The sequence below is a fragment of the Acinetobacter puyangensis genome, from assembly GCF_900096995.1.
Taxonomy (GTDB): Bacteria; Pseudomonadota; Gammaproteobacteria; order Pseudomonadales; family Moraxellaceae; genus Acinetobacter; species Acinetobacter puyangensis.
This window is the reverse complement of record NZ_OANT01000009.1, coordinates 37604-52684: the sequence shown is the minus strand read 5'-3', so window position 1 is coordinate 52684 and position 15081 is coordinate 37604. Positions and strand designations below refer to the sequence as shown.

Annotated in this window: 9 protein-coding genes, 1 tRNA gene and 1 pseudogene; 7 read left to right on the top strand and 4 right to left on the bottom strand. The window is 40.3% G+C overall.

Annotation, left to right across the window (positions count from 1 at the left end):
* Positions 1 to 2 precede the first annotated feature (2 nt).
* The 3 genes from cyoA to ppsA form a co-directional block, all read right to left on the bottom strand.
* The gene (gene cyoA / locus CRO21_RS14130) at positions 3 to 1118 is read right to left on the bottom strand and encodes a ubiquinol oxidase subunit II (RefSeq protein WP_097079965.1); all 1116 of its coding nucleotides are present in this window, start codon (positions 1116 to 1118) and stop codon (positions 3 to 5) included.
* Positions 1119 to 1662: 544 nt separating this feature from the next.
* A complete protein-coding gene (locus CRO21_RS14125) occupies positions 1663 to 2451 on the bottom strand; it encodes an RDD family protein (protein WP_097079964.1) in 789 nt (262 codons plus the stop codon).
* Positions 2452 to 2527: 76 nt separating this feature from the next.
* Positions 2528 to 4906, bottom strand: a complete 2379-nt coding sequence (ppsA, locus tag CRO21_RS14120; RefSeq protein ID WP_097079963.1) for a phosphoenolpyruvate synthase — start codon at positions 4904 to 4906, stop codon at positions 2528 to 2530.
* Positions 4907 to 5113: 207 nt separating this feature from the next.
* Between ppsA and ppsR the strand changes: the two genes are divergently transcribed.
* From ppsR to CRO21_RS14105, 3 genes are all read left to right on the top strand, one after another.
* Complete coding sequence (gene ppsR / locus CRO21_RS14115) at positions 5114 to 5950, top strand: posphoenolpyruvate synthetase regulatory kinase/phosphorylase PpsR (protein WP_097079962.1); 837 nt, start codon at positions 5114 to 5116, stop codon at positions 5948 to 5950.
* Positions 5951 to 6117: 167 nt separating this feature from the next.
* Positions 6118 to 7134 (top strand): aspartate carbamoyltransferase catalytic subunit, encoded by a 1017-nt coding sequence (locus CRO21_RS14110; RefSeq protein ID WP_097079961.1) that lies wholly within the window; start codon positions 6118 to 6120, stop codon positions 7132 to 7134.
* A gap of 22 nt (positions 7135 to 7156) precedes the next feature.
* Positions 7157 to 8401 carry a dihydroorotase gene (locus tag CRO21_RS14105; protein ID WP_097079960.1) on the top strand — a complete coding sequence of 415 codons (1245 nt, stop codon included), beginning with the start codon at positions 7157 to 7159 and terminating at the stop codon, positions 8399 to 8401.
* A gap of 208 nt (positions 8402 to 8609) precedes the next feature.
* Here CRO21_RS14105 and CRO21_RS14100 read toward each other — a convergent pair.
* Positions 8610 to 8685, bottom strand: a tRNA-Arg gene (locus CRO21_RS14100).
* A gap of 721 nt (positions 8686 to 9406) precedes the next feature.
* Between CRO21_RS14100 and CRO21_RS14095 the strand changes: the two genes are divergently transcribed.
* From CRO21_RS14095 to rbbA, 4 genes and pseudogenes are all read left to right on the top strand, one after another.
* A complete protein-coding gene (locus CRO21_RS14095) occupies positions 9407 to 10033 on the top strand; it encodes a TetR/AcrR family transcriptional regulator (RefSeq protein WP_097079959.1) in 627 nt (208 codons plus the stop codon).
* 125 nt (positions 10034 to 10158) lie between these two features.
* Positions 10159 to 11196, top strand: a pseudogene (locus CRO21_RS14090) (phospholipase A); the annotation flags it as partial.
* A 72-nt stretch (positions 11197 to 11268) separates the two neighbouring features.
* Positions 11269 to 12327: an HlyD family secretion protein gene (locus CRO21_RS14085; RefSeq protein WP_097079957.1), complete on the top strand. Its 1059-nt coding sequence runs from the start codon at positions 11269 to 11271 to the stop codon at positions 12325 to 12327.
* Entirely contained in the window at positions 12327 to 15080 is a 2754-nt protein-coding gene (gene rbbA, locus CRO21_RS14080) for a ribosome-associated ATPase/putative transporter RbbA (RefSeq protein WP_097079956.1), read from the top strand. Before CRO21_RS14085 ends, rbbA begins: the two co-directional genes overlap by 1 nt.
* The last annotated feature ends 1 nt before the right edge of the window (position 15081 follow it).

Genomic DNA, 15081 nt, shown 5'->3' with positions numbered 1-15081 from the left:
TTTTATTCTCCCGCTACAGCAGTTGCAGTAGCTGTATCTTCGCTTGCAGTCGCTTCAATTGAAGGTGTTGCTTCATGAGCCACTTGCTCGTGAGATGCTACATGTGCCTGTCCATGATCACCATGATAGTTACTCATATAAGTATTAATCACAGCTTTAAATAGTTCAGGTTGCACAGAAGAGTAGTATGTCACAGGCGCAGGTTTGCTTGGATATGGCGTCATTGCTTCTGCTTTAGCTAATGCTTCAGCATCACCTTTACGTGTCGCTTCTTTAACCAATGCTTCGATTTGATGCTTAGAACGGTCGCCATCTTTAAGGGTCGCCAATTCAGTTTGATCTAATAGACCTTTTTGAATTGCAGTTGTACCTTTATCGTCAACAACAACTGTATTGCCTTTGCCTTCTTTAATGGTTTGTACCCATTGTTCAAATTCAGCTTGAGTCACACTATGTGCTTTAAAGTGCATTTGGGAGAAGCCATAACCGCTGTAGTTCGCAGAGAAACCGCGATATACACCAGTATTATCGGCAATTAAGTGTAATTGAGTTTGCATACCTGCCATGGCATAGATTTGACCCGCCAACTTTGGAATGAAAAATGAGTTCATTGTAAAGTTAGATGTAACACGGAATCCAATCGGCTGCTTTTCCGGGAAGCGAACTTCATTGATCGTAGCAATATTTTGTTCTGGATAAATAAATATCCATTTAAATTGCTCAGCAATAACTTGAATTGTTAAATCCTGCGATGGATCCTGCGCACGAGATTTATACGGATCGTATTCGTGCGAGCCTTTCCAAGCAAGATAAGCCAAGAATGCAATAATTATAATAGGAATACCCCATACTACAATTTCAATTGCAGTAGAGTGAGCCCAATTTGGCTGATAGTCTGCATCTTTATTAGCTTTACGATACTTCCAACCGAACCAGATTGCCATGATGATCGACGGAATAACAACAAGCAGCATCGTATAGATTGCTGTCATCATTAGACCAGAAAGACCTTCTGCAACTGACCCTTCAGGATTGAGAAGTACAATATCACCACCACAGCCAGTTAAGACTGTAGCAGCTGTTAATAAAGACAATACAGCTAATGTCGTTTGTCTCATGATACAACCTCGGTGAAGAGACCCATTTAAATAAATTATGGGATAGCGATTTGAGTGCTGCACGTGTGAATAAGGAAAATCCTTAAGCCTATGTGGCACCGCTACGTTGTAGGGCATTATGCCTGATTACAAGCAACTAAGCTATAACAAAACTTACGAAAATCCGGCAAAAAGAGAGAGCTAAATCAGACGATTATCCAACACTATACTTTAAAGTATAATGTTTGATGTTTGAAAATTTACAAATAGTTTTTATAAATCATCGGGTTATTGTTGTTAATAAAATATTTTATATGTAAAAATATTATATTTAAAGATATTATATGAAATGATATTTTAATTGAGATAAGCAAATTTTATCATCATTTTACAGGCTGGGGCATGTGTCACATTTTTTACTTAAATTTTATTATAAAGTATATAAAATCAAATGGTTAAGCTCTATTAATGGTTGAAATTATGTTTTGATAAATATGCATTGGATTTAAGTTAAAATAAAAAACCCTAAATTTGATAGGGTTTTTTTGTAAAACTGATTGATTGGTTATTTTTTGTCTATTACCACTGTTTTTGCTAGGCGATCATGTAATGCCTGACGTTTTTTCCCAAAAGCAAATACCCAGTCAATCAGAGAAAAAATCGGGGTAATAAAATAATTTAAAATAATAAAACAAATACTACGCAGCAGGAAGCTGCGTGTGATATTCACAGGCGTTTTTGTATTGGCATCAACAATTTGAATCCCTAATACTTTTTTACCCACGCTTTGACCTGTCTTGTGTAATAAAATCGCCTGTAAGATGAGCATGGCAAGAATGTAAGCAGCCATAGCGAGCCAGACACTTTGTGGCACCAAGGCAATTACCTGATAAGACAATTGATTTGCCTGATCTACTTTATCCTGACTGATGAGGGTGAAAATTTCACTTTGAAGCGTTGCGACTTGAGATTTTTGTTCTGTACTCATAAAAGCAGTGCTAAACAAACCGGCAGGAATCCATAGACAGAGGTCAATAAATTTTGCAAATGCACGTTTTGAGAGGGACGCTAGCGCAGCGGGTTTTTTTTCAATGGCTATTTTTGCGGAGGCAGTATTCTGTTGAGGTATTGGATTGAATGGACTAGGTGTAGGCGCCACTTCGGCAGTTTGGGGTGCTTCTGGATAATAGTGTGATTGTCCCTGTGTCACTTCGCCCACTGTTTTCCATTCGGTCATGCCAATGTGCCAAATTAAATCTGTGAGAAGAACTTGTTGGCTTGCGAGCATTTGATTGAGTTGCTCGACAGTATAAGGACCTGCTTGTTGGTTATTTCTCGCCAAATAAATTTGCATCATTAAATCTCAAAAACAGATAAAAAATAAAAAAAGACCCTAAGTAATATAGGGTCTTTTAGGAAAATAACAAGTCTTATTGGTTATTGGCTTTTTCTTCTGCCAGGAAGAACCATGTATCCAGCACAGAATCTGGGTTTAATGACACGGATTCGATACCTTGTTCCATTAGCCATTTTGCCAGATCCGGATGGTCTGAAGGACCTTGTCCACAGATACCGACATATTTACCTGCTTTGCGACACGCATGAATTGCCATGGACAGCAGGGCTTTTACTGCTGGATCACGTTCATCAAATAAATGCGAGACAATACCAGAGTCACGATCCAGACCTAATGTTAATTGTGTCAAATCGTTTGAACCAATAGAGAAACCATCAAAATGTTCAAGGAATTGTTCAGCCAATAATGCATTGGTTGGCAATTCGCACATCATGATGACTTTAAGACCATTTTCACCACGTTTTAGGCCGTTTAATGCCAACAACTCAATCACACGTTTTGCTTCGGCAACTGTACGCACGAAAGGAATCATGATTTGAATATTGGTTAAGCCCATCTCATCACGTGCTTTTTTCAGCGCACGACATTCCAATTCGAAACAATCACGGAAGTTATCAGACACATAACGGCTTGCACCACGGAAGCCCAACATTGGGTTTTCTTCTTCCGGTTCATATAATTTACCACCAATCAAATTGGCATATTCATTTGATTTAAAATCAGACATACGCACAATGACAGGTTTGTCGGCAAACGCAGCAGCCAGTGTTGCAATACCTTCAACCAGTTTTTCAACATAGAATTCAACTGGAGAAGAATAACCAGCAGTACGTGCAGCGACAGCAGCACGGGTTTCACGTGGTAAGCTGTCAATATTGATTAAAGCTTTTGGATGTACGCCGATCATACGGTTGATGATGAATTCCAGACGTGCCAGACCAATACCAGCATTTGGAATTTGGGCAAAATCAAAGGCACGATCCGGATTACCAACATTCATCATGATCTTAAATGCAAGTGAAGGCATGGATTCGATTGAATTTCGTTGCACCTCAAAATCCAGAGCACCTTCATAAATAAAGCCAGTATCACCTTCGGCACAGGAAACGGTTACTTCCTGATCATCTTTTAATACTTCGGTTGCATTACCACAACCGACAATCGCTGGTACGCCAAGTTCACGAGCAATAATTGCTGCGTGACAGGTACGACCTCCACGATTGGTAATGATGGCAGCAGCACGTTTCATGACGGGTTCCCAGTCTGGATCTGTCATGTCGGACACCAGTACATCACCTGGTTGCACTTTGTCCATTTCTTTGATGCTGGTCACGATACGGACTTTACCAGAACCGATACGCTGACCGATTGAACGACCTTCGCATAGGACATTACCTTTTTGTTTAAGCAGGTAACGTTCCATTGTGCCAGCAGACTGACGGCTTTTTACAGTTTCTGGGCGTGCTTGAACGATATAGATTTGTTGATCATCACCATCTTTGGCCCATTCGATGTCCATCGGTGCGCCATAATGTTGTTCAATGATCAGTGCTTGTTTGGCAAGTTCTTGTAATTCATGATCATTTAATGCAAATTGTTGGCGATCCTGTTTTTCCACATCAACGATTTCAACTGAACGACCCGCAGCGCCATCTGTGGTGTAAACCATTTTCTTATGTTTTGAACCAAGATTACGACGTAAGACAGAATGTCGTCCTGCATTCAGTAATGGTTTTGAAAGATAGAATTCATCCGGGTTGACTGCACCCTGAACCACCATTTCACCCAGACCATAAGAGGCAGTAATAAAGACCACATCACGGAAGCCAGATTCGGTATCCAGCGTAAACATTACACCAGCAGCACCTGTTTCTGAGCGTACCATGCGTTGTACACCAGCAGAAAGTGCAACGATGTCATGGTCAAAACCTTGATGGACACGGTAGGCAATGGCACGGTCATTATATAAAGATGCAAATACTTCTTTAATTGCAATCAGAACATTATCAATACCACGAATATTCAGGAAAGTTTCTTGTTGTCCGGCAAAAGATGCATCTGGTAAGTCTTCTGCTGTCGCTGATGAACGTACTGCAACAGAGATATTAGGATTGCCATTTGACATTGCTGTAAATGCATCACGAACTTCTTGTTCCAGTTCCGAAGTCAGTGGTGAATCGACGATCCATTTACGGATTTTGGCGCCAGTTTCTGTGAGTGTTGCAATATCATCAACATTTAAGCTTGCAAGCTCGGCTTGAATTTTGGCTTTTAGACCACTTTTTTCAAGAAACTCACGGTAAGCGTCGGCAGTAGTGGCAAAACCACCAGGCACTGATACTCCAACATTGGATAGATGGCTAATCATTTCACCTAAAGAGGCATTTTTTCCACCCACCCGTTCAACATCATGTTTGCCTAATTTTTCCAGACCAATAACGCGTGCTTCCAAGATCGTTACTCCACTGTGATGTAAGTAAAAAATTTAAAAAAGTTTAAAAGAACATGATAGATATTATATCAATACTATTCATGAATAAATTGCCAAAACAAGCTTTGTGTGCCTATATTTTAGCCGATAATAGGCGACAGATTTTCAACATGTGTTTACTATAAAGATTCTGTGCCATTAAGACAAATGTTTAAGGTGAAAAAAAACATGTCAGAAAGTAACTTGATTCGCCGCAGTGTATTTTTTATTTCCGATGGAACAGCGATTACAGCTGAAACCTTAGGTCATTCTTTATTGGCGCAATTTCCAAATGTTAAGTTTGATATTCATATCAAACCCTACGTTGATTCGGAAGAAAGTGCATTAAATGTTGTGCTTGAAATTAACAGTACCGCAGCGAAAGAGGGCAATTTGCCATTGGTCTTTGATACCTTGGTTAACCCTGTGGTTCGGGAGATTATTAATACTGCCCATGCGGTCAATCTTGATGTGTTTGAAGGGTTGATCAGTAAGATTGAAACCGAGCTGGATATTAAGGCTACAACTTTAGTCGGACAAACCCATGCGGTGATTGATTCTGAATATTATAAGGCCCGTATTGATGCGGTACATTTTGCACTGGATAATGATGATGGCGCACGTACCCGGCATTATGATCAGGCAGATATTATTTTGATTGGCGTCTCTCGTTCTGGTAAAACACCGACTTCTATTTATTTGTCATTACAGTTTGGTATACGAGTGGCAAATTACCCGTTGACGGAAGAAGATCTGGATGACAATCGCTTGCCGGCAGTCTTGCGGCCCCATAAACATAAATTATTTGGCCTGATGATTGATGCGGAGCGTTTGGTTGCTATTCGTACCGAGCGTAAAGCCAATAGTCGCTATGCCAGCTTTAGCCAGTGTCAAATGGAGTTGCGTGCTGTGGAAGGCATTTATATTTCTGAAGGCATTCCATTTTTAAACGTTTCTGAAATGTCGATTGAAGAAATTTCTACTCGTATTTTACAGATGACCGGTCTAAAACGTCGGATTGGTTAAAATCATCATACTTCATCAAATGCTGTCAGTCTAAATTGGCAGTTTTTGAATGCTGAATAGATTTAAATGGATAAACTTTGTAAAAACCATGAAAACTTGGGCTGCTAAATATTCTCATTTTCAGCTAAACTATGGGCGTTTTCGTGATTCGAGCATAGGAATCCATCATGCATATCGCTGCCCAACATCAGCCAAGTCAGATACAACTGAATGATCAAGGAAATTTAAAACATTTCTTAACCATTGAAGGTCTGAATAAAGACACGCTCCACAAGATTTTAGATACTGCACAAAGTTTTTTTGATGATAATAATAATTTAATTACATCGCCGTTACTTGAAGGGCGAACTGTAATGAATCTCTTCTTTGAAAATTCCACTCGTACCCGCACCACATTCGAAGCCGCTGCAAAACGATTGTCTGCCAATGTACTGAATATTGATATTGCCCGTTCCAGTACCTCTAAAGGTGAAACTTTAAGAGATACCTTGTGGAATCTTCAAGCGATGGCTGCGGATATTTTTGTGGTACGACACTCTGCTTCAGGTGCAGCACATTTTATTGCGCAGACCGTTTGTCCGGAGATTGCCATTATTAATGCTGGTGATGGGCGACATGCCCATCCAACGCAGGCCATGCTGGATATGCTGACCATTCAGCGTGAAGCAAAAAAACCTTTTTCAGACATCAGTGTGGCGATTATTGGTGATATTAAACATTCACGTGTTGCGCGTTCTGATGTTGCTGCATTACAGACATTGGGCTGTAAAGATATCCGTGTGATTGGTCCACGTACTTTATTGCCAGTGGGCTTTGAAGAGTATGCACCTGATGTCCGCTTATTCAGTCATATGGATGAAGGGGTCAAAGACTGTGATGTGATTATTGCACTGCGAATCCAGAATGAACGTATTGATTCTCCGGCTTTATCTTCCCAGCAGGAATTTTATAAATTGTTCGGTTTGGATGAACGGCGTTTGGCATTGGCCAAACCTGATGCGATTGTCATGCATCCCGGTCCAATGAATCGTGGTGTTGAAATTGCTTCTGGAGTTGCAGATGGTGCGCAATCTGTGATTCTAAAACAGGTGACCAATGGTATTGCAGTGCGTATGGCTGTACTTGCTTTATCTATGCAAGGGCAACTGCAAGCACAGGGTTTAAGTGACGCGTTGGCGATTTAGACGGTTTAAAGGATAAGATGACATGAGCAATATTGTAAAAATTGAAAATGTACGTGTTTTAAACCCGGTAACGCAGACTGATCAGGTACAAACCGTTTATTTGAATGACGGTAAAATCATTGCTGAAACTGATATTGATCAAGAACAGATAACCCATATAGATGGTACAGATAAATGGTTGATGCCGACCATGCTGGATTTGTGTGCTCGTTTACGTGAACCAGGCCAACAGCAACATGGAACCTTAACATCGGAAGGCTATGCTGCGCGTCAGAATGGTATCTTACATGTCATTACGCCACCGGACAGTAAACCAATCGTGCAGGATAATGGTGCATTAATTCAAGGACTAAAGGAAAAAGCCTTAAAAGATGGTGGCATTTACCTGCATATTATCGGGGCACAAACGCAAGGTCTTAAAGGACAGCAACCGGCGAATATGGCTGGACTTCAAAAGGGTGGTTGTATTGCGGTTTCCAATGCCAATGCAGCTTTTGCCGATGATGATGTGGTCATTCGTACACTGGAATATGCAGCGGGTCTGGGACTTAAAGTTGTCTTTTATGCAGAAGAACCTGAAATCGCCAAAGATGGCTGTGTGCATGAAGGCTTTATTGCGTCACGTCAGGGATTACCGATGATTCCGCCAATGGCAGAAACAGTAGCAATTGCCAAATATTTGCAAATGATTGAAGCAACGGGTGTCAGTGCGCATTTTGGTTTGTTATCCTGCGGTGCTTCGGTTGAGTTGATCGCACAAGCCAAAGCCAAAGGTTTGCCTGTTACAGCCGATGTGGCCATGCATCAACTGCATTTAACCGATATCATTATTGATGGTTTCAATTCGCTGGCACATGTTCGTCCTCCATTACGATCGGAACAAGACAAGATCAAACTACGTGAAGGTGTTAAATCTGGTGTGATAGATGCAATCTGTACCCATCATGAACCCTTGAGTGCTTCTGCAAAAATGGCACCTTTTGCAGAAACTGAATCCGGTTTTAGTGCTTTTGATAGCTTTGTTGCTTTAGGTGTACAATTGGTCAAAGATGATTTATTAAGTCCTTTGCAATGGGTGGAGAAAGTCACCACACAAGCTGCAAAAATCTTTGATCTAACCAAAGTTTGGCAGCAACAGTCGGGTTGGGTCTTGGTAAATCCCGAGCAACAATGGGTATTGGATAAACATACGATTTTATCTAATGGTAAAAATACGCCATTACTGGGTACCCAATTACAAGGTAAAGTTGAGCAGATTTTTAGTTAAGATCAAAAATATTTTGGGTTAAAGTGAGTTTATTCGCTTTAACCCTTATAAAAAAAGAACATATCAAACAAAGCACAAAAAATTCAATGAATGAAATAACTGAATGCTGATTTTTTAAAATGAATTAAATTGATGAAAGATTAGAAGTCTTCTTTGATTGTCGACTATATATAGGACGATAGTGGGTTATATTCTAAATAAAAAAATATGGTGCGCTCAGCGGGACTCGAACCCACGCCACAGGCTTCGGAGACCTGTACTCTATCCAGTTGAGCTATGAGCGCATGATGATGGTTGCACATCATAGGCAAAAATTGCAGTCAGGTAAAGTAAAGTTCACTTGATCGGAAATAATTGCTTAGACTTTAATCACTATAAGCGGAAAGAAATTTATATATCTATCAGTGCAAGAGCAGGACTGAGCACAACATTGTAAATACTTTTTTGTTTTTCAAATCTTATAAATTAAAAGTTTTAGTCCATTTTGCTATGGGGCGTTGTCTGATTAATTCTGTTACTTAGGGGGTGATCCTTGCGATAAGTTGAAAATTAATAAAACTTAGCTGCCACCACAATATTTGAACTTATTGTTTTCTACAATGGAATTATAAACTTTAAATGATTTTTAACTGCATGATTTTTAAAAATTTAATTATAGTGGCAAGAGGGTTTATGTATTTTAGTCAAGTTCAATGAGTTGATTGTAGGGAAAAACTTTGAGAAGAAATAGGCAATAGAATAGCTCATCACATACTGGAGAATTTTAGACAATACGATAAGTGGTTAATTTACTGTAATTACCGCACTGTATTTTTTGTTACCAAACATGTTTAAAAAACAATCTGATCTGAGTTTATATTGAATTTCCCAAAAATTATTCATTTTTTTAATAACATACTAAGTGAAAGCTTTGCGAAACTAAAAAGTTGTTGATAACAACTTTTTCCAGTACTATGAAAATAGAATAATTTTTAAATCTGTTTTTAGATTTACATCGGGGTAAACATGCAACAAAGAGCGATTGATTCTGATGCTCGAATGGTAGAGCAAACCATCTTATTACTCTGTGAAGGTGGAGTGAAGGCAGTTACACTGGAAGCTGTTGGAAAGCGTGCGGGTTATAGTAGAGGATTGGTAACACGTCGTTACGGATCTAAAGATCAATTATTACTACGTGTTTTAAATTACTTGGCCAGATGGTGTTTAAGTACTGTAAAGGATGTTGAAAATTCTAAAAAAGGAATCGCAGCAATTTGTTTTGCGATTGATCAAGCAACTTCCCGTATCAAAACTCATCCAGAGTATTATCGTGCTTTATTTATTTTGTGGGCGTATACGCTTGAAACCAATTCAGTAGTCAAAAATGAATTGCTACAGCTTTCAAAAAAGAGTCGGGAACAACATCAATTCTGGCTATTACAGGCACAGGAATTAGGTGAAATCTCACACAAGATCGATACGGAATTGGTGGTGGATTTTATTATTGGTCAATCCGCTGGTCTTTTTAATCAATGGTTACTGGATCCTGAATTTAAAATCCAAGACCGCTTACACCGCCTGATTAGAATTCAAATTTTTTTGGTGTGTAAACATGCTTCGCTGTATGAAGAAGTTGCGTATTGGGGAGAATAGACATGCTTTATAAATATAGACCAACATTGAACGCTTCATACACTTTATGTTTAATTTTGATCATGGGTTTAAGCAGAACAGCATATGCCGAACCAAAGATTGCGCTACCTGACTATTTACCCACGCCAAATAGCCCTGAAGCATGTATTGGCTTAACATTTAACAGTGCAAGACTAGCATGTTATGACGCTTTGTATAAATTGCCTACGATAGGAAAGCCGTTGGAGGAGCATAGAAAAGATGATCACGATTATGGAGAAAAGAGCAGTGCAATAGCATTTGATGCTTTAAATGAATCTAAAAATATCAGGACATTATTTAAAGAACCAGTGGGGAATTTTGATACCACGACTTCTTTGCTTGATCAGCGCTGGGAATTGTCTAGCCAGGCCAAATTAGGGACTTGGCAACTTCGCGGATACCAACCGCTTTATTTATTTCCAGCGATGTGGATGTCCGATAAGAATAGTTTACCTCATAGTCCCAATCCAGAAAATACGGTGACAGAATCGCAGGATTTGAAAAGCACCGAAGCTAAGTTTCAGATTTCATTTAAAACCAAGGCATTAGAAAATGTTTTTGGTGATAATGGTGATGTATGGATCGGTTATACCCAGTCTTCACGCTGGCAGGTTTATAATGAAGATGATTCCAGACCTTTTAGGGAAACTAATTATGAACCCGAAGCCATGTTCGTTCTTAGAACCAATTATAACGTGCTGGGTTTAAATGGCCGATTATTAGGGTTGAGTTTTAACCATCAATCCAATGGTCGATCTGATCCTTTTTCCCGTAGCTGGAATCGGGCAATTATGAATTTGGGTTTTGAAAAAGATAATTTTGTGCTGATGTTGCGTCCATGGTATCGCCTTCCAGATTCGGATTCAAAAGATGAAAATGCGGATATTGAAGATTATATCGGACGTGGTGATTTAACTGCGCATTATAAATGGAACTCACACCAATTTTCTTTGATGCTGCGTCATAGTTTAAAAGGTGGGGAAGATAGTCATGGTGCAGTGCAATTTGACTGGGCATTTCCGTTGGCAGGTTCATTACGTGGGCATTTCCAAATATTTGATGGTTATGGCGAAAGTTTGATTGATTACAATCATCGTGCAACTTATGTCGGTCTGGGAATTTCGCTGGTTAATTGGTTTTAACAATTGGTTTTGTCAGTCATCTGATGTAACAAACTTATCAATATTATTTAAAAAATCGGGGTGAATATTATTATGAAGCGGAAAAAAATTGTACTGATTGTTGCAGCAATTGTGGTTCTATTGGCTGCATATATAGCTTGGCAATATTTTAATACACCTGATACTGAAGGATTAGTCAGTGGTAATGGGCGTATTGAAGCGACAGAAATCGATATTGCCAGTAAGTTGTCAGGACAATTAGAAGATATTTATGTCAATGAAGGTGATTTTGTTGAGGCTGGTCAGTTGCTGGCAAAAGTTAAAATTTCTGCTTTAGAGGCGCAGCTTCGTGAAGCAGAGGCGCAATTACAGCAAGCCAAAGATGCGATTGTGACCGCAGATGCGCAGGTTGCCATGCGTCAAAGTGATAAACTGGCCAGTCTGGCAGTCGTTGATCAACGCCAGACAGAATTACAGGCTGCACAAAAACGTCTGGCACGAACAGAAATTCTAGTGAAGGATAATGCGGTATCCAAACAGCAATTAGATGATGAGCGAAGCACTGTACAAAGTGCGATTGCCGCCATCAGTGCAGCCAAAGCACAGGTTGCCAATGCCGAAGCATCTATTGCTGCTGCAAAAGCGCAAGTCACTGGTGCAAAATCCAATGTGGAAGCAGTTCAGGCAACGATTGAACGTATCCAGTCTGATATTGATGATAGTCAGCTGAAATCTCCCTTGAAAGCACGTGTACAATATCGTGTTGCCCAGCCTGGAGAAATGATTGCTGCGGGTGGAAAAGTCATGAATTTAATTGACTTATCTGATGTATATATGACCTTTTTCTTGCCTGAAACGGTTGCAGGACGCGTGGCCTTAGGTACAGAGGTGCGTATTTTACTGGATATTGCGCCCAATATTGCTATTCCGGCACGAGTGTCAAATGTTGCAGATACTGCACAATTTACCCCTAAAACTGTGGAAACCGAGAGCGAGCGACAAAAATTAATGTTTAAAGTCAAAGCCAGAATTGATTCTGACTTATTGACCAAAAATATTAAACAGGTCAAGACAGGGTTGCCTGGCGTTGCCTGGATTAAACTTGACCCTGAGCAGGCATGGCCACAACAACTTTCAAAAAAGGCTGAATAATGATGCAGCAACAATCCAACCTCAAACAGATTGTTGCCCATGTTGAACAGGTCCGCCTCTCATACGGAAAAGTTCAGGCACTCAAAGCAATTAGTTTGGAGTTTCCTGCACATTGCATGATTGGCTTAATCGGTCCAGATGGTGTTGGCAAATCAAGTCTATTGTCTTTACTTGCCGGCGCAAGGGTAATTCAGCAAGGTAAAGTCAGTGTATTAGATGGTGATATGGCAAGTCGTCGTCATCGTGAACAGGCTTGCCCACGTATTGCCTATATGCCGCAAGGCTTAGGTAAAAATCTATATAAAACATTATCGGTTGAGGAAAATTTACAGTTTTTTGCGCGTTTGTTTGGTCATGATGCGACCGAACGGCGTAAGCGCATTGATGATTTAACCAAAAGTACAGGACTATATGCTTTTTTGGATCGTCCGGCAGGAAAACTTTCCGGAGGTATGAAGCAGAAATTGAGCTTATGTTGTGCCTTGATCCATGATCCAGATTTCTTGATTTTAGATGAGCCAACTACAGGGGTTGATCCTTTGGCACGGGCGCAGTTCTGGGAATTAATTGATCGTATTCGTATCACTCGTCCCCAGATGAGTGTTATTGTTGCCACGGCTTATATGGACGAAGCACAAGGTTTTGACTGGCTGGTGATGATGGACGAGGGTAAGGTGCTAGAAACAGGCACACCAGCAGAATTATTAAGTGCAACCCAAACCGCCAATCTTGAAGATGCGTTTATTCAATTATTACCAGAAGAAAAAAAGCAAGGCTATCAACCCGTCATCATTCCAGCGCTTGAACAAAATGTAGATCAGGATTATGCCATTGAAGCTGAGCAACTAACAGTACGTTTTGGTGATTTTACCGCCGTAGATCATGTTAATTTCAAGATTCGTCGTGGTGAAATTTTTGGTTTTTTAGGTTCAAATGGTTGTGGTAAATCGACCACCATGAAAGTCCTGACTGGACTTTTACCTGCTTCAGAAGGCCAAGCTTGGTTATTTGGCCAAGAAGTACAGGGCGAGAATATTGAAATTCGTCGTAAAGTTGGCTACATGTCGCAGGCCTTTTCACTTTATACAGAATTAACGGTATTACAAAATCTTGTTTTGCATGCACAGCTCTTTCATGTCCCTGTTGAGCAGATTGATGTTCGTGTTGAGGAAATGCTGGATCGTTTTGATTTACATCAAGTCAAACACAGTTTACCAGATGAGCTGCCTTTGGGTGTGAAACAGCGGTTATCGCTTGCTGTTGCCATGGTACATCGACCAGAAATTTTGATTCTGGATGAACCGACTTCGGGCGTAGATCCAATTGCACGGGATAATTTCTGGCGGCATTTGGTGCATTTGTCTAGACAGGACAAAGTGACCATTTTTATTTCCACGCATTTTATGAACGAAGCAATGCGTTGTGACCGAATGTCAATGATGCATGCCGGTAAAGTACTGGATAGTGATGCTCCGTCAGCATTGATCAGAAAACGTCATGCGGATACGTTAGAGCAAGCTTTTATTGGTTATCTTCTGGATGCCGGCGCAGGCACAAGCAGTACCACGACTGAAACACAAAATGATTCTGAAATTCATTCTACAAATACAACCTTAGTTCAGCAAAGTGGGTTTAGTTTACAACGTTTATTCAGTTTTGCCTGGCGTGAATCTTTGGAGTTGGTCCGAGATCCCATAAGGGCAACCATTGCATTGATTGGTTCAATTATTTTGCTGTTTGTCATGGGCTTTGGGATTAGTATGGATGTTGAAGATCTTAGTTATGCCATACTGGATCGAGATCAAAGTCAGTTGAGTCAAAGCTATAGTCTAAGTTTATCCGGATCACGTTATTTTTCTGAACAGGCGCCGCTCAATGATTATGCAGAAATTGATCAACGTATGCGCAACGGCAATATTTCTCTGGCTATAGAGATTCCACCTGATTTTGCTCAGGACATTGCCCGTGGTGAAACAGTGAAGGTCGGAGCGTGGATTGATGGTTCCATGCCAGCAAGGGCGGAAACTGTACTGGGTTATGTTCAGGGGATTCATCAGCATTGGTTGGTGCAACAAATCAAGGCCAATACTGGAGCAGATTTGACATCGGCGGTCGATATTGAGACACGCTTTCGCTATAACCCAGACATGCAAAGTTTGCCTTCGATGGTGCCTGCTATTTTACCCATTTTATTACTCATGTTTCCTGCCATGTTGACGGCACTAGCCGTTGTACGTGAAAAGGAATTGGGCTCAATTGTGAATTTATATGTCACACCAACCACCCGAACCGAGTTTTTAATCGGGAAACAATTGCCTTATATTGCTTTGGCAATGCTGAATTATTTTCTGATGTGTCTGATTATCGTGATCATTTTTAAAGTACCGATCACAGGTAGCTTTATGACTTTAACCATTGCAACATTGTTATATGTCACCATTGCAACAGGTATGGGACTGGTTGCATCTGCGCTTACCAACAGCCAGATTGCAGCCATGTTTGTAGCGATGATGGGCACTTTATTGCCTGCCACACAATTTTCAGGTTTGATTGATCCTGTCTCTTCTTTAAATGGTAGTGGTCAGATGATCGGTAAGATTTATCCTGCAAGCCATATGGTTGATATTAGTCGTGGAGTTTTCAATAAAGCATTATTTTTTAAAGATTTGCATCAGTCTATCTGGTCACTGCTGATGACTGTGCCGGTGATTATGTTACTAGCAATTTTCTTGCTAAAAAAGCAGGAGAAATAGA

Bases quoted from the DNA above. Each gene is read 5' to 3' on its own strand.
- ppsR (WP_097079962.1), top strand. From the start codon at position 5,114: ATGTCAGAAAGTAACTTGATTCGCCGCAGTGTATTTTTTATTTCCGAT.
- rbbA (WP_097079956.1), top strand. From the start codon at position 12,327: ATGATGCAGCAACAATCCAACCTCAAACAGATTGTTGCCCATGTTGAA.
- CRO21_RS14110 (WP_097079961.1), top strand. From the start codon at position 6,118: ATGCATATCGCTGCCCAACATCAGCCAAGTCAGATACAACTGAATGAT.
- CRO21_RS14125 (WP_097079964.1), bottom strand. From the start codon at position 2,451: ATGCAAATTTATTTGGCGAGAAATAACCAACAAGCAGGTCCTTATACT.
- CRO21_RS14095 (WP_097079959.1), top strand. From the start codon at position 9,407: ATGCAACAAAGAGCGATTGATTCTGATGCTCGAATGGTAGAGCAAACC.
- CRO21_RS14105 (WP_097079960.1), top strand. From the start codon at position 7,157: ATGAGCAATATTGTAAAAATTGAAAATGTACGTGTTTTAAACCCGGTA.
- cyoA (WP_097079965.1), bottom strand. From the start codon at position 1,118: ATGAGACAAACGACATTAGCTGTATTGTCTTTATTAACAGCTGCTACA.
- CRO21_RS14085 (WP_097079957.1), top strand. From the start codon at position 11,269: ATGAAGCGGAAAAAAATTGTACTGATTGTTGCAGCAATTGTGGTTCTA.